Origin of the sequence: Sorangium sp. So ce327 (assembly GCF_051530205.1) — a bacterium.
In the GTDB taxonomy this organism is placed as follows: domain Bacteria; phylum Myxococcota_A; class Polyangia; order Polyangiales; family Polyangiaceae; genus Sorangium; species Sorangium cellulosum_B.
This window is the reverse complement of the sequence record NZ_CP150330.1, coordinates 2929845-2954385: the sequence shown is the minus strand read 5'-3', so window position 1 is coordinate 2954385 and position 24541 is coordinate 2929845. Positions and strand designations below refer to the sequence as shown.

Sequence of the window (24541 nt, the reverse complement as noted above, 5' to 3'; positions counted from 1 at the left end):
CCAGGGGAACGCGATCTCCGACGACGGCCTGCGCCAGCCGGCAGCATTCCGCCGCAGGCGGGGCAAATTGCATCGCCGAGCCCATCCTCGACCACAGCAGAGATCCCCTGCTTTCACCACGGACTCGGCCTGGTGACCTCGACGCGCCGCATGCACGAAGGCACGGTGGTTCGGCAGCGCGACGGGCTCCGCGGCGCGCCGCGCTCGGCCCAGGGAGCCGCGGTATGGCCGAGGTCGGCCATCGCGTGCCCGGATCTTCTCATCGGCCTCTGGCATGCAGATTGCCGTTCCCCGCGCCATCGATGCACGAGCACAGGAGGGAAGACCATGTCGGCCAGCTCATCGAAGACGACCATCGTTCATGACGAGATCCGCCAGTGGGCCGAATCGCGCGGAGGCCGCCCGGCGACGGTGAAGAGCACCGAGGAGGGCGGTGAGCCTGGTATCCTCCGCATCGATTTCCCAGGGTACAGCGGGGAAGACACGCTGGAGGAGATCTCGTGGGAGGACTTCTTCGACAAGTTCGAGGAGTCGAACCTCGCCTTCGTGTACCAGGAGAAGACGGCGGACGGGCAGCCGAGCAACTTCTCCAAGCTGGTGAGCCGCCCGGACGACGCCGGCGGCAAGAAGGCGAAGCAGGGCAAGCAGAAGTCGAGAAAGGCGGCCTGAGCCCGGAAGCCAGAGTGCGGGGGGAGACCGGCAGAGACTGGCAGGCTCCAGGAAGTGCGATGGCGGGGCTCAGCGCCGGCGCGCGGGCGCCGTCGGGGCGGCGTCGGGCGCGCCTGACGCGCCCGACGCGCCCGACGCGTCCGACGCATGGTTTCCCTGCCACGCCGCGGCGTGCGCGAGCAGCGCGCCCCGGAGCTCCGCGGCCGCGCCCTGGAGCTCGCCGCCGCGCCGACGGACGAGATAGAAGACCTTGCGCGGCAGCTCGGGCAGCGGGCGCGCGACGAGGCCGCGGGGGAGGCGGCAGCAGGCGTTGACCACCGCGATGCCGACGCCGAGCTGGACGAAGTGGAGCATCAGCTCCCAGCCGTTCGCCTCGACCGCCGGCTCCCAGCGGACACCGGCCGAGAGCAGCGCCTGAGCGAGCAGGGCCCGGTGGGGCCGCGACGGGCCGGGGACGACGAGCCGCGCCCCCTCGAGGTCGCGCAGCCGGATGTGGCGCTTCCGGGCGAGCGGGTCGCCGTCGGGGACGACCAGGACCTGCGCCACCTCGGTGAGACGATCGGCGGCGAGCCCGTCCGGCGCCCCCTCGAGCGGCGCGACGCCGAGGTGCGCCTCGCCCGCCGCGACGGCCTCGAGCGTGCCCTCGCGGTCGCGCGTGAGCAGCCGGAGCGGGGCGGCGGCGCGCGCGGAGAAGGCGCGGATCCCCTCGCCGAGCAGGTAGAGGTACGAGCCCTCCCCGGCGCAGAGCACCACCGGCTCCCGGCTCTCGCCGTGGCGGAGCACGTCGAGGAAAGAGCGCGTCCGCTCGCCGACCTCGCGCCCGAACGCGGCGACGCGCTTGCCGTCGGCCGTGAGCTCCAGCCGCTGCCCGCGCCGCTTGTAGAGCGTGACGCCGAGCGCCTCGCCCAGCTTGCCGATCTGGGCGTGGAGCGCCGGCTGCGAGACGTGGAGCGCCTGCGCCGCGCGCGTGAAGTTGAGGTGCTCGGTGAAGACCACGAAGGCGCTAAGCCAGTCGAGGTTGAGCATGGCGGCAAGCTATCGCGAAACGCGATAGCGGCTCCAGAAATACTTCTTCCGGATGATAGCCGGGCGTCTATTCTTTCCTCGTGCCGATTCCCTTCACGGTTTCGGTCCCGGTCCCTGCACCGTCCAGGGACCTCCCGGAGGCGCCTCTGCGTGCCCGCGCGGATCGCGGGCCGCGGCTCCGGCTCACGAGACGAGAATGGAGCTTGACGATGGGCCGCGATCGCTTGACCGACACGAGCAAGAAGCTCTCCTGGCTGCTCCGCCACGCGGCGCCCTCGCAGGGCGTCGCCATGGACGACGCCGGCTGGGTGGCCGTGGACGACGTCCTCAAGGCGCTCCGGATCTCCCGGCCGGTGCTCGACGAGGTGGTGGAGAAGAACACGAAGAACCGCCTCGAGATCCGCGGCGACCGGGTGCGCGCCTCGCAAGGGCACTCGCGCGACGGGATGCCGGTGACGCTCGCGGGCCTCGAGGCGTCGTGGGAGGAGATCCACGGCGACGCCTCGATCTGGCACGGCACCAGCGTGGACGCCGTGAGGGGCATCGCGCGCGACGGGATCCGGCCGGCGGCGCGCACGCATGTCCACTGCACCGACGCGCTGGGCAGCGCGGTGGGCAAGCGCGCGAAGGTCGACGTGATGCTCGAGATCAGCCCGGCGAGGCTCCGGGCGCGCGGCGTGCGCGTGTTCCGCAGCCAGAACGGGGTGATCCTGGTGCGGGAGGTGCCGGTCGACTGCCTCGTGGGGCTGATGCCCATCGTGGCGCGGGCGCAGCGGGAGGCCGAGGCGCTGCGGGCGATGCTCTTCGGCGACGGGTCGCGCGGGGCGGCGTGATGGCCTTCACCGGATACTCGCGCTCGCGACCTGTCCCGCGCGGTTCATCGCCGACAATCCGTCGCCACGTGGATGGGTTCCCGAGGCGGACAACGACAAGGCCAAAAGCCCTCTATACCCCGACGAGGACAAGCGCCTCACGGCTGCGGTGGATATCCACCGTCTCATCGGATCGATTGCGGGTTTCTGATCCGTGAGGGGATGCGCGCAGACGAAGCTTGCAGGCTGGAGCGCTCATCGGCTCCGGGCGACGGCGGCGGTGCTCTTGCGCAAGACCAGCTCGGCCTCGACAACGACGCGCGAGCAGGAGCGGCGGCCGCTCTCGATCTGCCCGAGCAGCAAGTGGAGGCACCTGCGCCCCAGCTCGGAGAAGTCCTGGCGGACGGTGGTGAGCGGAGGCGTGAAGTAGGCCGCCTCCGGGATGTCGTCGAAGCCGACGATGCTGATGTCCCGCGGCACCGCGCGTCCGATCTCGTGGAGGTAGCGGAGCACGCCCAGCGCCATCTGGTCGTTGGCCACGAACAGGGCGGTGACGCCTGGCGTGCGCGCCAGCTGCGGGGCGAGCTCGTAGCCCGAGCGTGCGCTCCAGTCGCCGCGCAGGAGAGGCGGCGGCTCGACGCCCGCGGCCTCCAGCGTCGAACGCCAGCCGTCGATGCGCTGCTCGGCCTCGAGCGACTCGATCGAACCGGCGATGTGCCACACCGTCCGGTGACCCAGGTCGAGGAGATGGCGCGTGGCGGCCGTCGCGCCGCCGTGCTGGTCGACGGCGACCACCGGGACCGAATCGTCCGGCCCCCCCTCGACGGCGACCACCGGCACGTCGGAGGTGACGTGGCGGAGCGCGTCCACCGCCGACCGCAGCGGGGCGACGACCATGATGCCGTCGACACCCTGATCGCACAGCCCCTTCACCGCATCCACCACCGGCGCGCGGCTGAGCGATTTCAGGCTGACGACGCTGACGCCGTACCCGGCGTCGTGCGCCGCCGTCTCGAGCCCGTGGAGCGTCGACGCCGGGCCGTAGTGCGTCGTGTTGAAGCTGACCACCCCGAACGTCCGCGAGCGCCCGGTGACGAGCGCCTGCGCCACCGAGCTCGGGCGGTAGTCGAGCTGGCGGATCGCGTCGAGCACGCGCTCCCGCGTGTCCCGGTGCACGTTGGGGCTGTCGTGCAGGACCCGAGAGACCGTCTGGTACGAGACGCCGGCGAGCTTGGCCACGTCGACCATGACCGCGGCCCGGCGCCCGCCTCTCTTGACGCGCCGCTCGGGAGGAGAGTTTTCGTCCATCGGCGCCAAGCTTAGTCGGGCGCGGGGGGAATGGTATCGACATCCACCACGACCGCGCCCCGGCGCCCGCCTCTCTCGATGCGCCGCTCGATCGGCGCCTCGCCATTGGCCGGGCCCGATCTCGGCGGCGGAGGGGCGGACCGGCGTGAGCGCCCCCGGTCAAGCCTCGTCCTCCGGCTTTGCCCTGAGTGGGTCGTCAGCCGCCGGTGGTCGCGCCGCTCGCCTCGAGCCGGACACGATCAGCCCCCGCACGCATCGGCGACCCGACTCGCACCTGCCTTTCGCGCGCGCCGCTGCGCCACGACCGCGCCCAGGGCACTCACGGACTGATCGCAGCCCCGACCGTCCCGCTCCCGACGACCCCGGTCGTCGTCTTGACGCCAGGGTGTTGCCGCACGAGCTTCCAGTGGCAATAGCACAGGTACGGCGGATTGATGCGACACTCGAACCTGTCGATGCAGTACTGAGAGAGCCCCCAGCAATCTGACGACAGCGTTCCCCCCTCGCACGTGCAGGTCCCGTCGTCGCCGCACCACCAACCGAGCGAACCAGCGCCGCCTCCGTTGTTCACGAGCGCCTCTGCCACGGCGGTCGTCTCATCCGGAGTGGTCGTTTCGTCGGGGGCCACGACGCAGCCGGCCAGGAGGCCGGAGGCAAGAGACAGGATGGCGAGCGCGGCGCGAATGGTGTTCTTCATCTGAGCAGCTCCTCGTGAAGGTTCGCTGCTCCCTCAGAGCAAGGCCGGTGCCCGCGCATCAACCCCCCGCGTCTTCGGGCCATTCCCGGCGGGCCGGGGCCGCCGGACGCCTGCCGGTGCTTCGGTGCCTCGTGGGAACGATACGACGGCCCTCGGAGGTGCGCGTGGGCATGTTGAGCGAAACCTCGCTCACCTGCGCGCGTAGTTGAGCGAAACCTCGCTCACTTTCGCGCATGGTTGCGCATCGCCGGCGCTCCGCCGGTCCCGGGCTGCGGTCGCGAGCTCAGGCCCCGCGGCATGCGCGTTGTTTGAAGGACCGCGAGCTTCGGAGGGTCAGCACGAGCGTGCCCGCCTCGTGCTGCGCGCGTTCGAGCGCTGGCTCAGGGTGCAAGATCGCGGGAGAGCGAGTGTTGCTGTCGCTCGACAAAGGCGAGAGCAGAGCGCTGCGCCTCAGAAGGCGGCGTCACGGAGCTTCGCCTTGTACTCCGCCTTGTACAGATCATGGCAGACCTTGCAGCTCGCCTTGGCGCCGTCGATATCGCCCTTCTTGGCCTTCTCCGCGCCCTCCTTCGATATCGCGACCCACTTCGACATCCCGGGCGGCGGCTTCGATGCGACATAGTCCAGCGCCGACGCGATCTTCGCGCCGTCGCCGCTCGTGGTCGCCGACTGCATCACCGTCTTCATCCAGCCCTGCATCGGACAGGCCTTCTGTCCTTTTGCGCCGCAGCCGAAATCCTTCCCCTCGGCGACGGACGCGGGGACATCCGCCTTCTCGCTCGCGGCCCACGCCGCGCCCGCAAAACCGCCGGCAGAGCCGATGCCGACGCTCATGATCATGGCCCCCATCAGCTTCCTGCTTATCGACATCTGGCGTCTCCTGATCCGGTGAAAGGGCAAGCTCGACAACCCCATCGCAGCTCGAAATGTGACCGTTCACATCGACAACGTCAATCCAAATCGGCCGATGATGGCGCCAGTGATTGGCCGGAGCGCGCGCTCGAGTCGTCGCGCACAAGAGGCGATACCCAGGGAGCCGACCGCCTGCGGCATCGAGCGCCGGCCGTCCGTGCGCAGGCCGCCATCGAGCGCCAGCCGTCCGTGCGCAGGTCGGCATCGAGCGCATCGAGCCTGCGATCACCGCGGTCCGGCGCCCGCCGGCCCCCCGTGACGCGGCGCGCCGGATGAGCCCGCCAGCGATGTCCTCCCTTCGGGATCGAGGATGCCGCCGGGCCGGTCGATTGGGTTTGACACCAGGAATGTGATCGTTCACATTTCGAAAGGGTATACTTGTTCTTTGCCCTGGAGGGTCGTCCTGCGTGCCTTTGCGCGGGCCATCCTCTCATTGATGGCGCCTCCGTCGAGTCAGCACCAGGGGTGCGGGGCGCCGGCAATTCGCTCGCGAGAGGATTCAACGTGCGCTTAAATACAACGTTCTACCGAGCAAGAAGAATGACCCTGTCGGCGATGGCGCTGGGCCTCGTCGCCGCGATCCCCTCCCCCGCTCGGGCGGACAACCCGATCGTACAGACCTTCTACACGGCCGACCCCGCGCCCATGGTGCACGAAGGCAGGTTGTACCTCTACACGTCCCACGACGAGGACGTCACGGTGAACAACTTCTACACCATGAACGACTGGAGGTTGTACTCCACCACGGACATGGTCAACTGGAGGGACCACGGCTCGGTGGCGGGCTACAAGAGCTTCAAGTGGGGAACCGACAATGCGTGGGCGCCGCAGGGTATCGCCAGGAACGGCAAGTACTATCTGTACGTGCCGCTGAACAACAACAGCGGCGCGAAGATCGGCGTTGGCGTATCGGACAATGTGGCAGGCCCGTTCATGGACCCGCTGGGAAAGGAGCTGGCCGTGGCGCCCGGAGGCGGCAACATCGACCCGACGGTGTTCGTCGACGACGATGGACAGGCCCACATGTACTGGGGGAATGCCAAGCTCCGGCACGTGAAGCTGAACTCGGACATGATCAGCACCTCGGGAAGCATCACCGAGGTGCCGTTGAACGGCTTCACCGAGGGGCCGTGGCTCCACAAGCGAGGGTCGCTGTACTACCTCGTCTACGCCGCCATCGCCGGGACCGAGAAGATCAGCTACGCGACCAGCAACAGCCCGACCGGGCCCTGGACCGTCCGCGGCGACATCATGGGCGCTGGCCGGACCTACACCAACCACGCCGGCATCGTCGACTACAAGGGGCACTCGTACTTCTTCTATCACAACAGCGCATTGCCGGGCGGCAGTGACTTCAAGCGCTCGGTCTGCGTGGAGGAGTTCACCTACGGCGCCGACGGCAGCATTCCGAAGATCATGATGTCCACGAACGGACCGTCCGCCGTCGACACGCTGAATCCGTTCGAGCAAGTCGAGGCCGAGACCATCGCCTTCTCGTCCGGGCTCAAGACCGAGGTGTGCACCGACACCGGCGCCGGCATGAACGTCACGTCCATCAGCAATGGCGACTACATCAAGGTGAAGGACGTCGATTTCCTGGACGGGGTGACCTCTTTCGAGGCGCGGGTATCGTCCGCAGCCGGCGACGCGAAGATCGAGCTCCACCTCGACAGTCAGAACGGCACGCTCCTCGGGACGTGCGACGTCTCGGGCGCGTCGGCCTGGACCACCAAGACCTGCGCGGTCAGCGGGGGCAGCGGGAAACACGACCTGTTCCTGAAGTTCGTCGGTGGCGGCGGCGACCTCTTCAAGTTCAACTGGTGGCGGTTTACCGGACCCACCATGCCGGGTGACGGGGGCGACGGAGGCGGAGGCGGTGCCGGCGGCTCGGACCCGGGAACGGGCGGCAGCGATGCCGCCGGCGCCGGGGGCGCGACCTCGGGCACCGGTGGCAGCGACGCCGCCGGGGGCACGACCTCGGCCAGCGGCGGCTCGGTCACCGCAGGCACCGGCGGAACGACCGGCTCCGCCGTCGCGGGCAGCAGCGGCAGCGCCGGACCCACCGGTGGGAACGACGCGACCGGCGACGACTCAGACGGCTCGTGCGCTTGCCGGGCGGGCGCGAGCACCGGGGGCGGCGGACTCGCCGCCGCTCTCTGGCTGGCCGCTTCTGCGCTCGTTCTTGGGCGTCGGCGCCGGTAGGCGCTCGCGATCCGGTTTACTGATCGCTGCGAACGGCCGGTATCGTTTGCCACGTTGGCGATAACCGTCGCTTCGCCTTGCCCCTGCGGGGCCGAAAACCCAGGAAAAATCGAGGGCGGGGCGATCATCGGTGTACGAGAGCGCTCCGCCCCGCCGTCGGGTCCCCCGGCGGGCGTCGCGCCCTTGCGGTGCAGGTAGCGCAGTTCGTCCTCGTCGGGCTCCCAGATGAGGTTGTGCGGCGCATCGTGCACGAGCGTGCTCGCGACCTCGCGGCCAAGAACCTCCCGCATCGCAGGTCCCGCCCTTCCGCTGCGCCGAGGTCGATTTCCGGTCACACGGACCGGGCTCCCCGTCTCGAACCCGAGTGAAAGGCTGAACGTCGCGTGCGTACGGCCGGGAAGGACGGGGTCCTGTGGGTACCAGCTCGAAGAAGAGAGTTTGCATCGAGGGCCACGAGATGGCCTATGTCGACCAGGGGATGGGCGCGCCGGTGGTGTTCCTCCACGGGAACCCGACGTCGTCGTACCTGTGGCGGAACCTCCTTGGGCCAACCTCGGCGCGGCATCGCTGCCTCGCGCCGGACCTCATCGGCATGGGCGACTCGGACAAGCTGCCGGAGATGGGCAGGGAAGCCTACGGGTACGCCACACATGCGAGGTTCCTCGAGGCCTGGTTCGACGCGGTCGTGCCAGAGGAGCCCGTCGTGCTCGTCGTACACGACTGGGGCTCGGCGCTGGGCTTCGACTGGGCCCGGCGGCATCCCGATCGCGTGCGCGGCGTCGCTTACATGGAGGCGATCGTCGGATCGATGCCGCTCGGGAAATGGCCCGCGCCGGCGAGGGAGTTCTTCGAGGCGATCCGCTCCGACGCGGGCGAGAGGCTCGTCCTCGAGCAGAATGTCTTCCTGGAGCGGACCCTCTCCGAGGGCAGCATGCTGCGTCCGCTCTCTGACGAAGAGCGCGCCGAGTACCGTCGTCCGTTCCTCGTGCCGGGCGAGGGGCGGCGGCCGACGCTCTCGTGGCCGCGACTGCTGCCCCTCGACGGAGAGCCAAAGGCGATCTGCGCGCTCGCCGACGCTTACGTCGCTTGGCTCACGGCATCGAGCGTGCCCAAGCTGTTCGTGAACGCGGAGCCGGGCCGCATCCTCACGGGGGAGCTCCGCGATATCTGTCGCAGGTTCCCGAACCAGCGGGAGGTCACGGTGCGCGGTCTGCACTATCCTCAGGAGGACTCGCCGATGGAGATCGCCGACGCGCTTGCAGGCTGGCTCGATACCCTCGCTCCGCCGACGCACGCGCGACCGGTGGCGTCATGAGCGAGGCGGGCCTCGACGCGCTGGCGACCCGCGCCTGCGCGGGCGACCGAGAGGCGCTCGAAGCGCTCGTGCGAGGACTGCAGGATCCGCTGTTCCGCCTCGCGCGCAGGTTCCTCGGCCACCCCGAGAACGCGCGCGACGCGACGCAGGAAATCCTCATCCTCATCGTGACAAAGCTCTCCACGTTCCGAGGCGAGAGCTCGATCTCGACGTGGGCGTATCGCGTCGCGTGCCGACACCTCCTCCGCGCACGCGCGACGTACCGCCGCCTGACCTTCGAGCAGCTCGTCGACGAGGATCTCGCCAGGGCGCCGAACGCCATCGGCGCGGAGGTGCTCGTGAGCGCCGAGGCGCGTCTGCTCGAGGAAGAGGTCTTCCTCTCTTGCACCCAGGCGATGCTCCAGGCGCTCGACAGGCCGCTGCGGATCGCCTACGTGCTCGGCGGCATCTGCGAGCTCGAGTCGACCGACGCGGCCTACGCGCTCGGCATCACGGAAGCTGCCTTCCGCAAACGACTCTCCCGGGCGCGCGCGGCGCTCGACGCGTTCGTGTCGAAGCACTGCGGTGTCGCGAATCCAGCGAATCCGTGTCGCTGTGGGTTCCAGGTGAACCACAACGTGGCGCTCGGGCGCCTGAACCCGCGCGGCCTGGTTCACGCGAAGCCCACGGAGCGGACCTCTCTCGAGGCGCTGCAGGCCCTCGGCGAGATCCGCGCCGTGCGCCGCTCGCTCGAGCTCTACCGCGCGCAGCCCGCGTTCACCTCCCCCGAGGACCTCGCCGCGCGGGTGCGGTCCATGATCGCAATCGGTCCCGGGAGCAGGCTCTTCGATGCGTGAAGGCGGCTGACGTAAACGGACGCAAACGGACGCAAACGGACGCAAACGGACGCAAGCGGAGGTGAACGGACGCAAACGGACGTGGACTGACATGGAGGCGGGCAGCACGGGCGAGCAGTTGACGTCGCTCACAGGCCGTGCGACCTTCGGCAGTGTCGCGCAGACCTCGCCCCGTGAGCTCTCGTCCGGGGATCGGCCCGCTCGTGAAGCCGGAAGGCGAGCGCACGCTGAGCGTCGGCGTGAAGGCGTTGCGGAGTGTGCTCGGAGCCGCAGAGGCCGTTGGGCTCGACGCAAGCGCGCTCGCTCGAGCGCACGGGCTCGCGCCGGAGGAGCTGCGCGACCCGGACTTCCGACTCTCCTATCGCCGGTGGATCGCGCTCTGGGACGACGTCGTCGAGAGGGCCGGCGATCCGGGCGTCGGGCTCCGTGCCGCAGAGGCGCTCACGATCGGACACTGGGATGTGATGGACTACGTCGTCGCGTCGAGCGACACGGTGGGTGACGCCTTCCACAGGTTCTCGCGGCACTTCGCCGTCATCAGCACAGCCGTGCGCCATGTCCTCCAGGTCGACGAGAAAGAGGCCCGGATCGTCCGGGAGCACGTGCCGGGCGCGGCCCCACACCGGGTCGCGACGGAGTTCGGCTTCGCGAACATCGTCCTTCGCTTCCGCACGCTCGCCGCCACACCGTGGTCTCCTTCCGCGATCCAGTTCCGTCACCCGTGCTGCGCCGAGATCGAGGCATACACCCGGATCTTCGCCTGTCCGATCCAATTTCGAGCGCCCCACGACGCGATCGTCCTCCCGCGGGCGGTGCTCGCGACGCCGATGAGAGGGGCCGCCCCCGAGCTCTGCGCCGTACTCGAGCGCCACGCCGCCCTCATCGCGCAAAAACTCCCCCCCGCCCAGGCGAGCCTCGTGGAGCGCACGCGGCACGCGCTCGCCCTCGAGCTGCACGGCGGTGCTCCCAAGCTGGCGGCGGTCGCGAAGCGCCTCGGGCTGAGCGCGCGCACGCTGCAACGGCGGCTTTCGGAGGACGGCTTCCCCTTTCGAGATCTCCTCGAGAAGACACGCGAAGAGCTCGCCCTCCGCTATCTGGAGGATCCCGCCATCGGGCTCGCCGAGGTCAGCTCCCTGGTGGGCTTCTCTGATGTGAGCGCGTTCTACAAGGCGTTCCGGCGGTGGACAGGGAGCACGCCGGGCCAGCTCCGCGAGCGCTCCGTGTCGTAGCCGCGGGCACCGGCGGACAATCGATTGGCGTGGCGGCACAATGCCGAGGGCGGCCCGGATCCGTACGCTTCGGGCATGAATTGCTTCGCCCGCGGATCTCTTCTCACGTGCCTCTTGCTCGGTTCGGGCTGCCTGGACCCGAGCGAGCCGGGAAACCTCGTCCCGAAGACGGTCGCGGAGGACGACACGCTGCCTCGCTACACCCTCCGCGACGGCGCCCGCATTCACCTTCGCACGCAAGGGGATCCGAAGAACCCGAGCCTCATCACGCTTCACGGCGGCCCTGGCGGCGACATGCGCGGCATGCTCGGCCTCGGCGCGCTATCCGAGCGGTACTTCGTCGTCTACTGGGATCAGCGGGGCACCGGCCTCTCGGAGCGTGTCCCCTCATCGGACTTCACCGTCGAGACGTACGCGGAGGATCTCCACGAGCTCGTCCAGCGCTTCTCGCCCGACGCGCCGGTCACGCTGTTCGGGCACTCGTGGGGCGCCATGTACGCGGCGCTCTACATTCAGAGGCATCCCGACCGTGTGGGAGAGGCCGTCCTTAGCGAGCCGGGCTTCCTGAACGCGGCGATCGCGAACGAGACCGAGCTCTTCACGTTCGGCCTCACCGACGAGGGGCTGAGCGATCTCGGTTGGTCGGAAGGCGCCATGAGCCCCGACGGAGACGCGCGCGCAGACTTCCTCCTCTCCCTGGGACAAGGCTGGTCGCAGCCAGGTTATTACGAGGATCCGGACGACCCCGACAACTTCAAGGCCTTCCGTCTGGGCGCGCGCGCCATGCGGGATCTGCAGAGCTCGGCGAAGGCGGACGGAAAGTGGAGATTCGATTTCTCTTCCGGCCTCGATCGCTTCTGCGAGCCGGTGACGCTGATCGGGACCACGATCAACACCGTCATCGGATTCGAGCACCAAGCGAGCCGCCACGCCCCTCTCTTCTGCGACGTCGAGCTCGTCCGCGTCGAAGGCGAAGACCACGGCTGGGTGAACAGACACCCCGAGCGTGTCATCGAGGTCCTTCGCGCTCATCTCGGCGCGTACAGGGGGGCGAGGTGAGAGCCGCCGCGATCGCGGCCGCGATCGCCGCCACGGCGGTCCCAGCGGTCGCCTCGGCTGCTCCGATCAGCGGGTATCAAGGCGAGCAAGAGAACGCGATGCGCGCCAATATTGGCTGGAACTCCGCGCCCGATCTGGAGCTCACCTACGGACGAACGATTCCGACGGAGCGCTTCGTGCGCCGCCTCGACGTCGAGCTCGGACTGACGCTGCCGGTCTTCCTCGTGAAGGACCTGGACTCCTTCCGCCTGGAGCCGGCGGTGCGCGCGATGCTCTTGCAGCGCGGCGGCTGGGGGCTCGCCGGGCGGCTCGGGCTGCCGCTGCAGGCGGGTGACAACCAGACGTTTCACTTCGTGAGCATGGGCGCGCACCCCGGGCTCGCCGGCGGCTACTGGAAGCGCGGCGGGTTCATCGCGCTGGAGGTGGAGTATACGGCGATCCTGAGCACGTACATCGCCGCGAGCGATCGCGCGCGCGCGATCTACGACGGGATCCGCGACGGCTTTTATGCGCCGATGGGGGGCTACCTCGACGCGAACCTCGCGTTCGCGTTCTCGATCGGGTCGAGCTTCGAGATCGGACTGCGCGCGGGCTACCGGTCCACCCACGGCTTACAGCCACCTCCGCTCGTCCCCTTCCGCGCCGAAGTGGGCCTGTCCTACGCGTTTCCGCTGGAGCCGGAGGTCGCGCGGGTCGTCGACTCAGCACAATAGGCGCTCTGGCACTCGAGCCACGCCGACCAGAAGCGCAGACGGCGCCCGTCAATCGGAAGGAGGCAGTGCTACTTGCGCAGCTCTTCGATGGCCGCAGCGAGCTCCGCGGGGGGCAGACTGTCGGCGGCGCGCCAGGGCGGCATGCGCAGCGGCGAGGTCGCGGGCTCCTGCAGCCGAAGGATGGCCGCGTCCTTCACTTCTCGCGGCATGGTGTCCAGGTTCTTCACGTTGAACGCGGAGCGCCTCAGCGCCGGGTTCGAGCGGCCGTCATGGCATCGCGAGCAGAGCTGTGTGAGCACGGCGCGCCCGCTCGCTCCCGGCGGCGGCACCAGGCCGAGCTTCACCTTCGCGTCTGCGGAGAAGAGGTCGCGCAGATCGAGCAGGGACTGTCGCGGGGCCGCGCCCGTCACCACGTCGAGGTAGGACCTCGTCCGCTCCGCACGGAGCGCGGGATCCGTCACGTCCACGAGCGGGTAAGGCACCGAAATCGAATCACCCGCCAGCGACACGGTGAACTGCTTCTCCCAGATCGGGCTCGACGGGCCGGCCTTGGCCTCGGCCTCAATGCGCGGGTCGAACGCGTTCGGCTGCGCCGCCTGGCCTTCGGCCACGAGCAACGCCTCGAGCTGCGCCCCGCTGCCCTCGTCGATCGCATTCTGGATGGTCGCGATGGGGATGCCGCCGTACTGCGCGTCGTGCGCGTGGGCTTCCAGGAACTGCGCCGTGAGCACCCGATCGGAGTCCGTGCGCTGCACGAAGCGCTGCGGGAACCAGTGCGTCCAGGGGAACTCCAGCTCCTGCATGCGCAAGATCTTCTTCGCGCCGTAGCCGTCGGGCTGGTGGCACGAGCGACAGTCGAACGAGGTGTTCTCGACGTCTTCCTCGCCGTAAATGCTGAACGCGGTCCAGCCGTGCTCTATCTCCTCGGTGAGCAGGCTCGCCAGATCGCAGCTGCCGTCGTAATCACACTGCCGCTCGAACGTGAACAGGTAGAAATTGTAGTCACCGGTCGAGAGGTCGCGGCTCACGATCTCGACGAAGGGCTCGCCGCGAACGAAGCCGAGCGCTGTCATTTCAGCCGGCCTCTCGCGCATCTCGGTCACGCGCGGAAAGACGATGAGGCGCGGATTGACCGCAGAGACAGCGCCCTTCACGAGCGAGGTGGAGTTGCCGGTGAGCGCGAAGGCGCGATCCTCGTCGAGCTTCGCAACGCGGAGCAAGCTGGCGAAGTCGGTGATGCTCGGTCGCGGCGTGGCGCACACCGCCTGGAAGAAGCTGTCGCCGCGCGGCGCGGCGCAGAACGCGCTGTACTGCGCCTCGCGCGTGGGTAGGGCCGACAGCTCCGGGTCGGGAGCGCTCACGGGCGGCAGCGTGCCCCAGTCGGTCGTCGCCTCGTCCGTGGCAATCACCTCGCCGATGTCGCCGACGACGCATGCCGGTAGCAGCAGCGAAACCAGGCACAGGCTCGGAAGGTGCTTCATGACGGCCTCCTGCGGCGAGCGCCGAACGTCATCAAACTGGCCACGAGCGCGAACGCCAGGAGCGGCGCGCGACGGTCCGAACGCCCGCCCGTCACGCTGCAGCCTAAGCCTAAGAAGCCTCCGTCCTCGCTCGGCGCCTCCGCATCGTCCTCGCTCGGCGGCTCCGCGTCGACGGTGCCGTCCAGCTGCTGCACGTAGGCGATGAGCTGCCCGAGCTCGGCCTCGCTGAGCGCGCTGGTGAAGGCGTGACGATCTTCGGGGTTGGCCGTGACGAGGACATCGCGCAGCGTCGGCGCGGAGCCGTCGTGCAGGTACGGCGCCGCCTCCCAGACGCCGTTCAAGGTCGGCGTGTCGATGCCGAACAGCGGCTCACCGGCGCGCATCCCGGAGGACGGCTTCACGGTGCCGACGTCGTGCAGCTTGCCACCCGCGCTGTCGGTCCCGTCGGCCCCCGTGTGGCAGAAGCCACAACCCAGGCGCTTGAAGATGGCGCGACCCGCGACGCCGTCCTGGGTGAGCGAGCCGTCGGGGTTGCGAAAGGGGCTCGGCCGGTACGTGTCGAGCGAGCCGAGGAACGCCGCCAGCGCGTCGAGCTCGGGGCTCAGGCCGGCCTTCTTGTCTCCGCGCGGCGTGCCGACCGTCCCCACAGCGAGCTGCTCGGCGGTCAGGAAGCCCTTCCCGCCGAACAGGTGGCGGATGTTGTCGTCCGAGTCCTGGATCTCGTCGAAGCTGCCGCTCCAGTTGACGTTGCCGTGGCCCGTGCCGCGCCGCCCCAGCAGCGAGACGGTGTTGCGGAGCCCCTCCCCCGCGCTGCCGAAATCCCAGACTCGCCCGTCCTCCGCGCCGTCGAAGTGACACGACGCGCAGCTGATGTAGCCCTGGTCGCTCATGCGGATATCGGCCGAGTTGAAGAACAGCTGCTTGCCGCGCAGGACCTGCGGGTCGAGCTTCTCCACGGCGACCGTCGGGATCTCCGTCAGCTTCTTGGTGATGAGGTCGTGCGAGCTGACGATGTCGGCGACGTCGTAGACCGTCACCGTGCGGCTGAGCGACGCGTGCACGAACAGCTTGTTGGTCTCGGTCAGCGCCAGGCCGCGCGGCGCGAAGCCCGCCTCTTTCAGCGCGGTCACGAACTCGCCCGTGTAGGCGTCGCGGACCTCCACCAGGGCCGAGCCGGCGACGCTGATGAACGCGTAGTCGCCGAGCGGCGTGAACACGACCTGGTTCGGCAGGTTGCGATCGTCCAGATCGATGCGCCGCGCGACGTCCTCGGCGCCCTCCGCGAGGTTCAGCAGCGCCACGAGCGGACGTACCGTGTTGTCGTCGGTGAGGTCGAGCCCATCGCGAAATGGACCGCGAAAGATGTTGTCCTTCTTGCCCGGCACCCACGCGAACGAGCCGTCGGGCGAGAGCCCCACCGAGAACAGGTAGTTCGGCAGGCCGCGCCCTTGTTGGTCCGTGTCCTCCGTCGTGGTGTCCGCGGCGAGCGCGAAGCGCGTGCTCACCTGGAAGGTCGCCGCGTCGATGCGCGCCACCTCGCCGTGGCTGTCCTCGGAGAGGAAGCGCGTGACGTAGATCTGCGAGCCGTCGTGCGACACCGAGACGCCCCGCGGCGTACCGCCGAGCCAAAGCTCGGCCACGACGGCGCCGCTCGCCACGTCGAGCTTCAGCACCTTGCCGACCGCCATCAGCGTCACGTACGCTGCGTCCCCGGTCGGGCTGATCGCGAGGCCCATCGGTTGCGACGCGTACGGCAGCGCGATCTCGCGCTCCACCGAGAGCGACGCGGTGTCGAGGATGGAGACGGAGTGCGCATCCCGGTGCAGCACCCACAGCGTGCCTTGCGCGGTGAGCGCGAGCCCGACCGGGCCGCGCGCCACCGGCACCTCCGCGACCTTGGTCAGCGCGCTCGCGTCGAGCACGCTCACGCTGTCGTTCTCGTAATTGGCCGTGTAGACCTTCGCGTTCGGCGGGTCGTACACGAGGTCGGTCGAGCCCGCAGCGCTGCCCGTGACGAGCGGCCGGTGCGCCGTGTGCACGAAGGCGACGCTGGTGAACCCGACATCGTCTTTGACCGTCACGAGCACCGGGTAGTGGCCGGGAGCGGCGTAGGTGTGGACCTGCTGCACGTCGTCGACCATGAACTCGGTGCGCGTCTCGTCTCCCATGTCCCAGCGCACCTGAACGGGGCCGACCGCGTCGCCGATCGTCAGGTCGAACGTGACGGCCTCGCCGGCGAGCGAGGGCGCGCGCACGGGGACGCTGGCCGTGACGGCGCGCGCCTCGGCCGGCCAAGCCGCCGCCGCGCAGAGGCCTCCGAGCAGGCCGAGGAGCTTCGGGAGCGAGCGCATGCTCAGGGACCGGTCGTGAACGTCGACTTGAACTCAGCCGCCATGCCGTTGCCGACCAGATCCTTCATGCCGTCCTTCGGCAGGACGATCTCGTAGGTCGTGTTCGGCATCAGGTCCTCGTCGGGATCGAAGCTGACGATGCCCATGTACAGGCCGAAGCTCCCCTTCAACGGCTGCCCGCCCACCGGCCTTACGATGAAGCTGCCGTGGTGAACCGTGGCGATCTCGACGTTGTCGGTGAGGCTGAGGCCGATGCGCGACTTCCTGGACAGCCCCGTCGCTCCGTTCTTCGGCAGCACCGTGTCGACCGCCGGAGGCGTGGTGTCCGGCTCGGTCGAGTGCGCGGCGATGACCATGCCGCGGTAGGGCAGCTCGTCGTCGGCCAGCACCAGCAGGCTGCCGACCGGGATCGAGAACTGGTCGTCGCCGTTCGTGAACTCGAGCCGCCCCCAGACCCGGCTCTTGATCGACATCTTGTGGATGTCGCGCACGTCGATCTTGGAGACGCCGGCGTCCGGCCGCAGGTGACCGAGGAACAGGGTGCCGTCGGAGAAGCTCATGTACTCGGACCCGGCGGGGTAGCCCATGGCCCTGAACGCCGAGTCGGGCAGCGTGGCGATGGGTGAGTTGGCCGAGCCGATGTCGGTGGGGTCGGTCAGCACGTCCCACACGCGCAGCGGCGACTGCACGTAGATGTGCTTGCCGTACAGACCGCAGATGTAGCTCTTGCTCGGGGTGATGAAGTCGAGCGCGACCGGGTTCATCGGATCGCTGATGTCCATCGTCGCGATGCCGCCGTTGTCCTTGGGCGTGGTGATGACCAGCGTATTGCCCACGGCCCACAGCGGACCGGCGCTCACGCCGCCGAACTGCGAGATCGGGATCTTCTTGACGAACTTCACGTCCTCGGGATCCGCGGCGTCCAGGATATGCAGGCCCGTGTTGGTGCCGCCGACGTAGATGACGCTGCCCTGCCAGTACATTCCCCAGACGGAGTCGGTGAAGTCCCCGTAGTTGATGCCGTCGAGCTTGACGAGCCTCACGTGACGAGGCGCGCGGGCGTCGGTGACGTCCCAGATGTCGACGCCGGTGCCCGAGGTGGTGACCTGGTAAAACTTGTCGCCATAGCGGCCGAGCGAGGTCTGATGCGACTCCGCCTCGCCGACGCCCTTGGGCCCTCCCTTGGGATCGAAGCCAGGGCTCTGGATGCGCGACAGCATTTTCGGGTTGGTCGGATCGGCGATGTCGTAGAAGACGATCTCGGCGTTGCCGGCGCCCTGAACGTAGCCGTTGATGACGATCGGCTGGTTCTGGTGATGGCCCGCCTCGAGCGTCGGCGACACCAGGCCGTCTCGCCAGCTGTTGCGCGGCAAGTTGATCTTGTTCGCCGGCATGGGCATGTTCGGGATCTTGCCTTCCGGGGCGGTGATCATTTCCGAGCCGATGGGCTCGGAGCCGCCGCTGCCGGTCGTGGCGCCTCCGCCCGAGCCGCTCGTGGAGCTGGAGCTGGAGCTGGAGCTGGAGTTGCCGGTCGTGGCTCCTGTCACAGGCATCGGCGCCCCGCCGCCAGAGCCCGTCACCACGGATGTGGTGACGCCGGAGCTGCCGCCGTCGTTATCTTCCGGCGTCGGGCCGAGCTCGGCGCCGCCGGAACACGCCGCGAGCAGAGCGGCGAACGAAGGAAAGCCCACCCAACGCATCCTTATCGTCTTCGAATGCATTCCTATCCTCTTCTGTAGGCGGAAATCATGACAGATGGTCACCCCGCGGTAGCTTGAAGCCGACAGTGTCCGCCCGCTGCCGCGCGGCCCCACCGACGCGCGGACTCACCGACGCACGGACTCGCCGACGCACGGACACACGGACTCGCCGACGCACGGACTCGCCGACGCGCGGACTCACCGACGCACGGACTCGCCGACGCACGGACTCGCCGACGCACGGACACACGGACTCGCCGACGCACGGACACACGGACTCGCCGACGCACGGACACACGGACTCGCCGACGCACGGACACACGGACTCGCCGACGCACGGACACACGGACACACGGACTCGCCGACGCACGGACGCGCGAGGTGACCTGTTGAGGAGCGATTGTGAACGTTCACGTATTGTTCGTCAAGCTCAATCACCGCTCGAGTTCTCGAGAACTTATGCCGTGTGAAGGCGGCGTGACCGTTCACAACAACGCGGGCCAGCATGCCCTCGCCCCGCGGGGGATGACGCACCCCTCATCGCGTTCGCGATGCGTGCCTTCAGGCTGGCCAGCGCCGCTGGCAAGGCAATGCACGGCGCGTGCGGTGCCGAGCGACGAGAGTCCGCGCCCGCGCGACGGATTGCCTGGATCGTCGGGGACACGGAACCACGAGACCGGCCCTTGTCGGATCGATCTCCGTGATCAGGTTGATGCCGAAATCATTGGGATGGTCGACGTCCCATTGCACAGGCCGTTTTTGATGAGCATGTAAGTCTTGCAGCTGTCGGGATCGACGAAGACCTGGTTGTCAAAGCCGGTCCCTCGCTCGTACGACATGTCGCTGCCGGGCGGCGTGTAGGGGAAAACATCGACCTTCTTGGGCTCTGACCACGGGCCGTCGAGGCTCGAGTCCCGCTCCATCCGAGGAAGTTATAACCCGGGGCGGGCGCCGCGGTCACGGTGACCGAGCTGCGAAATTCCTATTCCAAGTCTTGCCAATTCATAAAAAATATGTTCCAATATCAAAATGTCCACCGCATTCCTCAGCCCCCTGCACGAAATGGCCTCCACCACCCCCACGGACTTTTGGAGCGACTCGTGCGCGGTAGGCGAGCTCAAGTATGCCATCGAGCACGGCGCGGTCGGCGCCACCAGCAATCCCACCATCATCGCCAGCGTGCTCAAGACCGAGTTCGGCGACTGGAAGGCACGCGTCGAGGAGCTGTTTCAAGCGCAGCCCACGTGGACGGAGGCGCAGATCGCCTGGAAGCTGATGGAACAGATGTCCGTGAAGGCTGCCGGCCTGCTCATGCCCGTGTTCGAGCGGACGGGAGGCAAGAAGGGCTGGTTGTCGATCCAGACCAATGCGGAATTTCACAAGAGCCCGGATGCGCTCGTGAGCCAGGCGCTGCATTTCGCGTCGCTCGCCCCCAACCTGCAGGTGAAGATTCCGGCGACCGCGGCCGGCATCCAGGCTATCGAGGAAGTGACGGCGCAGGGCGTCAACGTCAACGCCACTGTCTCGTTCACGGCGCCGCAGGCCGTCGCCGTCGCCGAAGCCGTCGAACGAGGGCTCAAGCGCCGTGAGGCAGCGGGTCATTCCACGGCCAACATGGTCCCGGTCTGCACCATCATGGTCGGCCGCCTCGACGACTGGCTCAAGGTCGTGTGCGAACAACAGGGCAAGGTGCCGACTCCCGGCACGTTGGATTGGGCCGGCGTCGCGGTGTTTAAGAACGCGCTCAAGACCTTCAAGCAGTCCGGTTACCGCACGCGCCTGCTCGCCGCCGCCTACCGCCATCACCTGCACTGGTCGGAGCTGGTCGGCGGGGACGTCATCCTCACGATTCCTCCGGAGTGGCAGCGCAAGTTCAACGCCTCCACCGTCCCGGTCATCCCGCGCATCGACAACCCGGTTCCGCCGCAAGCCATGACCGAACTTTCCGAGCAGTTCGAGGACTTCCGGCGCGCCTACGATCCCAAGGGCATGAAGGTGGCCGAGTTCGACGGCTTCGCCGCCACCCGCCGCGCGCTGCGCGCCTTCCTCGATGCGTATTACGGGCTGCTCAGCTTCATCCGCGACCTGCGTATTCCGAATCCAGACAAGTGAGCTGACCAGCGCCGGCCGGCGGCTGGGGCCCGGGGGGCTGCCGCGTCGCAGCCCGCCCCCGCGTCGTCGCACCTCTCCGCGACCGCTTGCCTGACGCCTGACCACGCCTGAAGCCTTCAGGACAATCATTTCGACTTCTTGCCGTTACTGTGGCTGCGCTTGGCCTCCACGGCGCGGCCGACGCCGACGATGAGCGTGACGGCCAACGTAATGGTGACGGCGAGCGAGCGGAACATGCCGACCGAGGCTTGCTGTACTTCCAGGCTGACGTCGGCGTGCTCGGCGAGCGGGCTGAGCGGGCTGTCGGTCATGGCGATGATCTTGACGCCACGCTGCTTGGCTTCACGCACGACCTGCGCCACGTCCGGCGAATACGCCTTGGAGCTGATGGCGAGGATGACGTCGCGATTCGTGGCGTGGCCGACCTGCTGCATGAACATGCCGCCCACGCCGTCCACCAGCACGTTTCGCACGTTCATCTGGCTGAAGGCGTAGGCCAGGTAGCAGGCGATCGGGAAGGAGCGGCGGTGCGCCACCAGGTACACGATCTCCGAGTCCGTGATCAGCTGGTAGGCTCGCTCCAGCAGCGGCCCCATCCGCTTTTGCTGCTGCAACCGGCGCAGGCCGTCGATGTCCGCTTCGATGAACTGGTCGAGCAGCGCGCTGGCGTCGTCCTTGGCTTCTTCGCTCGGGGCGCCATCGGTGCCGTTGAGGGAGCGCAGGCGCTCCTTATAGTCCGGCATGGCGTCGGTCAGCCGCGTGCGGAACACGCGCTGCATGTCGCTGTAACCGGAGAAGCCGAATTCCTTGGCGAAGCGGATGAGGCTGCTGGGTTGCACACCGGCGCGCTGCGAGACCTGCGCGATGGTATCGAGCGCGAGCTCACTGGGGTTGTCGAGAGCGTGGCTGGCGATCTGCTGGAGACGCTTGCTCAGGCTGGGGAATTGCTTGATGATCGCTTTTTCCAGCTGATCGTACGTCTCCGGATGCGGAGGTTCGCGCGGTCTCATTTATTTCACCGTCGGCATGGCGAAGCTCGCCCCGACGCTGGCGCCTCGCGGCCAGCGTGACGTGACGGTCTTCATGCGCGTGAAGAAGCGGACGCCTTCCGGACCGTGCATGTAGTGATCGCCGAACAGCGAGGCCTTCCAGCCGCCGAAGCTGTGGAACGCCATCGGCACGGGGATGGGCACGTTCACGCCCACCATGCCGATCTGGATGCGCTTGGTGAACTCGTCCGCAGCGTCGCCGCTGCTGGTGAAGATGGCGCCGCCGTTGCCATAGCGGTGGGCGTTCACCAGCTGGATGGCGGCGTCGAGCGTCGGCACGCGGACGACGGCGAGCACCGGGCCGAAGATCTCTTCCTGGTAGATCGTCATGGCCGAGTTGACGTGGTCGAACAGGCAGCCACCCAGGAAGAAGCCGTTTTCAGATCCCGGAATCTTGAGGCCGCGCCCGTCGACCAGCAGCTTGGCGCCTTCCTTGACGCCGAGGTCCACGTAGCCGGAAACCTTCTCGAGGTGTTGCTTGGTGACCAGCGGCCCCATGTCCATCCCCGGCTGGTTGCCGGGCCCGATCTTGAGCGCCTTGACCCTGGGGATGAGCGCCTCGACCAGGCGGTCGCCCGTTTCCGGGCCGACCGCGACGGCCACCGAGATGGCCATGCAGCGCTCACCGGCCGAGCCGTAGGCGGCGCCCATCAGCGCGTCGACCGTGTGGCTCAGGTCGGCGTCGGGCATGACGATCATGTGGTTCTTGGCGCCGCCCAGGGCCTGCACCCGCTTACCGGCTCGCGTCGCGCGCTGGTAGACGTTCTCGGCCACGGGCGTGGAGCCGACCAAGCTGATCGCCGCGACGTCTGGATGCTCGATGAAGGCGTCGACGACTTCCTTGTCGCCGCTCACGACGTTGAACACGCCCGGCGGCAGCCCTGCCTGCGCCCACAGCTCCGCGAGGCGCAGCGACAGCGACGGCACCTTCTCCGACGGCTTCATGACGAAGGTGTTGCCGCAGGCGATGGCGATCGGCGCCATCCAAAGCGGGATCATGGCCGGGAAGTTGAACGGCCCGATGCCGGCGCAAACGCCGAGCGGCTGGCGAAAGGACCAGCTGTCGACGCCGCGCGCCACGCCCTCCGAGTACTCACCCTTGAGCAGCTGCGGAATACCGGCGGCGAATTCCACGACCTCCATGCCGCGCGTCACGGAGCCGCGCGCGTCCTCCAGCACCTTGCCGTGCTCGGCGGTGACGAGCCCCGCCAGCTCGTCCATGTGCTGGTCGATCAGGCCCTTGAGCTCGAACATGACGCGCGCGCGCCGCACCGGTGGCGTCGCCGACCAGCTCTCGAATGCCTGCTTGGCGACGGCCACGGCGCTCGACACCTCGGCGGCCGTCGACATCGGCACCTTGCTCGTGACGGCGCCGAGCGCCGGGTTGAAGACGTCGCCCCAGCGCTGAGTGGAGCTGTCCGTCATCTTGCCGCCCACGTGGTTCTGCAATTTCTTGATCATGTCTTCGTTACCTATCGAGGCTCGGGCCGCGCTACTGGCAGGCCGTCAGGCCTCCGTCGACGTACAGGATTTGCCCGGTCACGAAGTCGCTGCCTGGGCCGCAGAAGAACAGCGTCGGTCCGACGACGTCCTCCGGCTCCGCGGCGCGACCGAGCGGGATGCGCTCGAGCAGCTTGGCTCGTTGCTCGAGGTTCTTGAGGACGTGTTGCGCCATTTCGCTCTGCACGAAGGTCGGCGCCACGCCGTTCACGTTGATGCGATGCGGCGCGAGCTCCACCGCGTGCTGTCTGACGATCATGGCCAGGCCGCCCTTGCTCGAGGTGTAGGCCGAATAGCCTTTACCCCGCAGGGCCAGCGAGGCGCGCACGGACAGGATCTGCACCTGGCGTCCGCCTTGCCCTTGCTGCACCTGACGCCGCGCGACGGCCTGCCCCAGGAACATGGCCGCCTTCAGGTTGAGGTCGAGCACGCTGTCGAAGCTCTCCTCGGTCGCCTCGAGCACGCTCTGCTCGCGATGAATGCCGACGGCGTTGACGAGGATGTCGCAGCGCCCGAAGTAGTCGCAGACCGCGTCGACCGAGCGCCCGATGTCCTTCACCGAGCGGGCGTCGAAGGCGACGGCCTTGGCTTCCGCCCCGGTAGCGAGCACCGAGTCCGTCACCGCGCGCAGCTTGAGCTCGTCGGTGCCGCCCACCACCACCTTGGCGCCGGCTTGGCCCAGGCCGCGCGCGATCGCCGCGCCGAGCACGCCGGTGCCGCCCGGTACGTACGCGACCTTGTCGGGCAAGGTTCTTGAGATGCTGGGCGCGGTGGTCCTCATGATGGCCTCAATCCAGGTGCAAACCGCCGTTGATGTCGAGCAGCTCACCGGTGATGAAGCCGGCCAGGGGCGAGGACAGGAACACCACGGCGTGCGCGATCTCCTCCGGCTCGCAGAAGCGGCCGACGGGGATCTGCTTCAGCGTCTGCTGCCGCTGCTCCTCCGTGAGCTGCTCGGTGATCATCCTGGTCTTCACGTAGGCCGGCGCGATGGCGTTCACGGTCACGCCATGCGGCGCCAGCTCTCGCGCCAGCGAGAACGTGAGCCCGCCGAGCGCGCCTTTGGACGCCGTGTAGGCGGTGCCGGCCGTGAGCCCGCCGGTCTTCATGGCCACCGAGCACATGTTGATGATGCGGCCCCACTTGCGCTCGCGCATATAAGGCACCCACTCGCGGCTCAGGTGGTACGGTCCGTCCAGGTTGACGGCCATGATCTTGCGCCACTCCTCCGGAGTGGTCTCCGCCAGCTTGTGGTTGGAGAGCACGCCCGCGTTGTTGACCAGGATCTCCACCGCCCCGACGCGCTCGCGCACGTCGGCGCACGCGGCCTCGATCTGCGCCGGGTCGCTCAGATCGAACAGGAGCGGGTAGGAGCCTTCGCCAAGGGAGGCCGTCACCGCATCGAGCGCCGCGCGATCTGCGTCGGCCAGCACCACGCGGTGGCCTTCGGCGTGCAAGAAGCGCGCGATCGCCGCGCCCATGGCGCCGCCGGCGCCCGTCACCATCGCGACGCGGCTCGGGTTGTTGCTCTTGTTCTTCGTTTCGATTCTAGGCGGAGTCATTTTCGTTG

General features: G+C 68.4%; 21 protein-coding genes. 9 read left to right on the top strand and 12 right to left on the bottom strand.

Features of this window, described 5'->3' with window-relative positions; all coding sequences use genetic code 11:
- Positions 1-327 precede the first annotated feature (327 nt).
- Positions 328-669, top strand: a complete 342-nt coding sequence (locus tag WME95_RS11270; RefSeq protein WP_437908388.1) for a hypothetical protein — start codon at positions 328-330, stop codon at positions 667-669.
- A gap of 69 nt (positions 670-738) precedes the next feature.
- On the opposite strand, the gene WME95_RS11265 is transcribed toward WME95_RS11270, so the two are convergent.
- Entirely contained in the window at positions 739-1695 is a 957-nt protein-coding gene (locus WME95_RS11265; protein ID WP_437908387.1) for a LysR family transcriptional regulator, read from the bottom strand.
- A 209-nt stretch (positions 1696-1904) separates the two neighbouring features.
- Here WME95_RS11265 and WME95_RS11260 point away from each other — a divergent pair, with 209 nt between their 5' ends.
- Positions 1905-2528, top strand: a complete 624-nt coding sequence (locus tag WME95_RS11260) for an RNA 2'-phosphotransferase (RefSeq protein ID WP_437908386.1) — start codon at positions 1905-1907, stop codon at positions 2526-2528.
- Positions 2529-2762: 234 nt separating this feature from the next.
- Here WME95_RS11260 and WME95_RS11255 read toward each other — a convergent pair whose 3' ends face one another.
- From WME95_RS11255 to WME95_RS11245, 3 genes are all read right to left on the bottom strand, one after another.
- The gene (locus WME95_RS11255; protein WP_437908385.1) at positions 2763-3815 is read right to left on the bottom strand and encodes a LacI family DNA-binding transcriptional regulator; all 1053 of its coding nucleotides are present in this window, start codon (positions 3813-3815) and stop codon (positions 2763-2765) included.
- Positions 3816-4134: 319 nt separating this feature from the next.
- A complete protein-coding gene (locus WME95_RS11250) occupies positions 4135-4512 on the bottom strand; it encodes a hypothetical protein (RefSeq protein ID WP_437908384.1) in 378 nt (125 codons plus the stop codon).
- A 450-nt stretch (positions 4513-4962) separates the two neighbouring features.
- Complete coding sequence (locus WME95_RS11245; protein WP_437908383.1) at positions 4963-5382, bottom strand: hypothetical protein; 420 nt, start codon at positions 5380-5382, stop codon at positions 4963-4965.
- 582 nt (positions 5383-5964) lie between these two features.
- On the opposite strand from WME95_RS11245, the gene WME95_RS11240 reads away from it, so the two are divergent.
- The 6 genes from WME95_RS11240 to WME95_RS11215 all read left to right on the top strand — a co-directional run bounded on the left by WME95_RS11240 (position 5965) and on the right by WME95_RS11215 (position 12778).
- Positions 5965-7626, top strand: a complete 1662-nt coding sequence (locus WME95_RS11240; RefSeq protein ID WP_437551714.1) for a glycoside hydrolase family 43 protein — start codon at positions 5965-5967, stop codon at positions 7624-7626.
- A gap of 412 nt (positions 7627-8038) precedes the next feature.
- On the top strand, positions 8039-8941 hold the full coding sequence (locus tag WME95_RS11235) for a haloalkane dehalogenase (protein WP_437908382.1): 903 nt from the start codon (positions 8039-8041) through the stop codon (positions 8939-8941).
- Positions 8938-9777 carry an RNA polymerase sigma factor gene (locus WME95_RS11230; protein WP_437908381.1) on the top strand — a complete coding sequence of 280 codons (840 nt, stop codon included), beginning with the start codon at positions 8938-8940 and terminating at the stop codon, positions 9775-9777. The genes WME95_RS11235 and WME95_RS11230 overlap by 4 nt, the downstream gene beginning before the upstream one ends.
- Before the next feature lie 173 nt (positions 9778-9950).
- On the top strand, positions 9951-11006 hold the full coding sequence (locus WME95_RS11225) for an AraC family transcriptional regulator (RefSeq protein WP_437908380.1): 1056 nt from the start codon (positions 9951-9953) through the stop codon (positions 11004-11006).
- 75 nt (positions 11007-11081) lie between these two features.
- The gene (locus WME95_RS11220; RefSeq protein WP_437908379.1) at positions 11082-12065 is read left to right on the top strand and encodes an alpha/beta fold hydrolase; all 984 of its coding nucleotides are present in this window, start codon (positions 11082-11084) and stop codon (positions 12063-12065) included.
- A 98-nt stretch (positions 12066-12163) separates the two neighbouring features.
- The gene (locus WME95_RS11215) at positions 12164-12778 is read left to right on the top strand and encodes a hypothetical protein (RefSeq protein WP_437908378.1); all 615 of its coding nucleotides are present in this window, start codon (positions 12164-12166) and stop codon (positions 12776-12778) included.
- A 68-nt stretch (positions 12779-12846) separates the two neighbouring features.
- Here WME95_RS11215 and WME95_RS11210 read toward each other — a convergent pair whose 3' ends face one another.
- From WME95_RS11210 to WME95_RS11195, 4 genes are all read right to left on the bottom strand, one after another.
- Positions 12847-14259 carry a c-type cytochrome gene (locus tag WME95_RS11210; RefSeq protein WP_437908377.1) on the bottom strand — a complete coding sequence of 471 codons (1413 nt, stop codon included), beginning with the start codon at positions 14257-14259 and terminating at the stop codon, positions 12847-12849.
- Positions 14256-16610, bottom strand: a complete 2355-nt coding sequence (locus WME95_RS11205) for a PKD domain-containing protein (RefSeq protein ID WP_437908376.1) — start codon at positions 16608-16610, stop codon at positions 14256-14258. Before WME95_RS11205 ends, WME95_RS11210 begins: the two co-directional genes overlap by 4 nt.
- Positions 16611-16612: 2 nt before the next feature.
- Complete coding sequence (locus tag WME95_RS11200) at positions 16613-18310, bottom strand: Ig-like domain-containing protein (protein ID WP_437908375.1); 1698 nt, start codon at positions 18308-18310, stop codon at positions 16613-16615.
- A gap of 704 nt (positions 18311-19014) precedes the next feature.
- Positions 19015-19233, bottom strand: coding sequence for a hypothetical protein (locus tag WME95_RS11195; RefSeq protein WP_437911137.1), 219 nt, complete (start codon positions 19231-19233; stop codon positions 19015-19017).
- A gap of 106 nt (positions 19234-19339) precedes the next feature.
- Here WME95_RS11195 and WME95_RS11190 point away from each other — a divergent pair, with 106 nt between their 5' ends.
- On the top strand, positions 19340-20422 hold the full coding sequence (locus tag WME95_RS11190) for a transaldolase family protein (RefSeq protein ID WP_437908374.1): 1083 nt from the start codon (positions 19340-19342) through the stop codon (positions 20420-20422).
- 125 nt (positions 20423-20547) lie between these two features.
- On the opposite strand, the gene WME95_RS11185 is transcribed toward WME95_RS11190, so the two are convergent.
- From WME95_RS11185 to WME95_RS11170, 4 genes are all read right to left on the bottom strand, one after another.
- On the bottom strand, positions 20548-21432 hold the full coding sequence (locus WME95_RS11185) for a MurR/RpiR family transcriptional regulator (RefSeq protein WP_437908373.1): 885 nt from the start codon (positions 21430-21432) through the stop codon (positions 20548-20550).
- Positions 21433-22932, bottom strand: coding sequence for a CoA-acylating methylmalonate-semialdehyde dehydrogenase (locus WME95_RS11180; RefSeq protein WP_437908372.1), 1500 nt, complete (start codon positions 22930-22932; stop codon positions 21433-21435).
- Positions 22933-22963: 31 nt separating this feature from the next.
- Positions 22964-23680, bottom strand: coding sequence for an SDR family NAD(P)-dependent oxidoreductase (locus WME95_RS11175; RefSeq protein WP_437908371.1), 717 nt, complete (start codon positions 23678-23680; stop codon positions 22964-22966).
- A gap of 79 nt (positions 23681-23759) precedes the next feature.
- Positions 23760-24533, bottom strand: coding sequence for an SDR family NAD(P)-dependent oxidoreductase (locus tag WME95_RS11170; protein ID WP_437716847.1), 774 nt, complete (start codon positions 24531-24533; stop codon positions 23760-23762).
- Positions 24534-24541 lie beyond the last annotated feature (8 nt).

Coding starts and splice junctions, on each gene's coding strand:
- WME95_RS11270 (WP_437908388.1), top strand. CDS start 328: ATGTCGGCCAGCTCATCGAAGACGACCATCGTTCATGACGAGATCCGC.
- WME95_RS11265 (WP_437908387.1), bottom strand. CDS start 1,695: ATGCTCAACCTCGACTGGCTTAGCGCCTTCGTGGTCTTCACCGAGCAC.
- WME95_RS11260 (WP_437908386.1), top strand. CDS start 1,905: ATGGGCCGCGATCGCTTGACCGACACGAGCAAGAAGCTCTCCTGGCTG.
- WME95_RS11255 (WP_437908385.1), bottom strand. CDS start 3,815: ATGGACGAAAACTCTCCTCCCGAGCGGCGCGTCAAGAGAGGCGGGCGC.
- WME95_RS11250 (WP_437908384.1), bottom strand. CDS start 4,512: ATGAAGAACACCATTCGCGCCGCGCTCGCCATCCTGTCTCTTGCCTCC.
- WME95_RS11245 (WP_437908383.1), bottom strand. CDS start 5,382: ATGTCGATAAGCAGGAAGCTGATGGGGGCCATGATCATGAGCGTCGGC.
- WME95_RS11240 (WP_437551714.1), top strand. CDS start 5,965: ATGACCCTGTCGGCGATGGCGCTGGGCCTCGTCGCCGCGATCCCCTCC.
- WME95_RS11230 (WP_437908381.1), top strand. CDS start 8,938: ATGAGCGAGGCGGGCCTCGACGCGCTGGCGACCCGCGCCTGCGCGGGC.
- WME95_RS11220 (WP_437908379.1), top strand. CDS start 11,082: ATGAATTGCTTCGCCCGCGGATCTCTTCTCACGTGCCTCTTGCTCGGT.
- WME95_RS11215 (WP_437908378.1), top strand. CDS start 12,164: ATGCGCGCCAATATTGGCTGGAACTCCGCGCCCGATCTGGAGCTCACC.
- WME95_RS11210 (WP_437908377.1), bottom strand. CDS start 14,259: ATGAAGCACCTTCCGAGCCTGTGCCTGGTTTCGCTGCTGCTACCGGCA.
- WME95_RS11205 (WP_437908376.1), bottom strand. CDS start 16,610: ATGCGCTCGCTCCCGAAGCTCCTCGGCCTGCTCGGAGGCCTCTGCGCG.
- WME95_RS11200 (WP_437908375.1), bottom strand. CDS start 18,310: ATGCGTTGGGTGGGCTTTCCTTCGTTCGCCGCTCTGCTCGCGGCGTGT.
- WME95_RS11195 (WP_437911137.1), bottom strand. CDS start 19,233: ATGGAGCGGGACTCGAGCCTCGACGGCCCGTGGTCAGAGCCCAAGAAG.
- WME95_RS11190 (WP_437908374.1), top strand. CDS start 19,340: ATGTCCACCGCATTCCTCAGCCCCCTGCACGAAATGGCCTCCACCACC.
- WME95_RS11185 (WP_437908373.1), bottom strand. CDS start 21,432: ATGAGACCGCGCGAACCTCCGCATCCGGAGACGTACGATCAGCTGGAA.
- WME95_RS11180 (WP_437908372.1), bottom strand. CDS start 22,932: ATGATCAAGAAATTGCAGAACCACGTGGGCGGCAAGATGACGGACAGC.
- WME95_RS11170 (WP_437716847.1), bottom strand. CDS start 24,533: ATGACTCCGCCTAGAATCGAAACGAAGAACAAGAGCAACAACCCGAGC.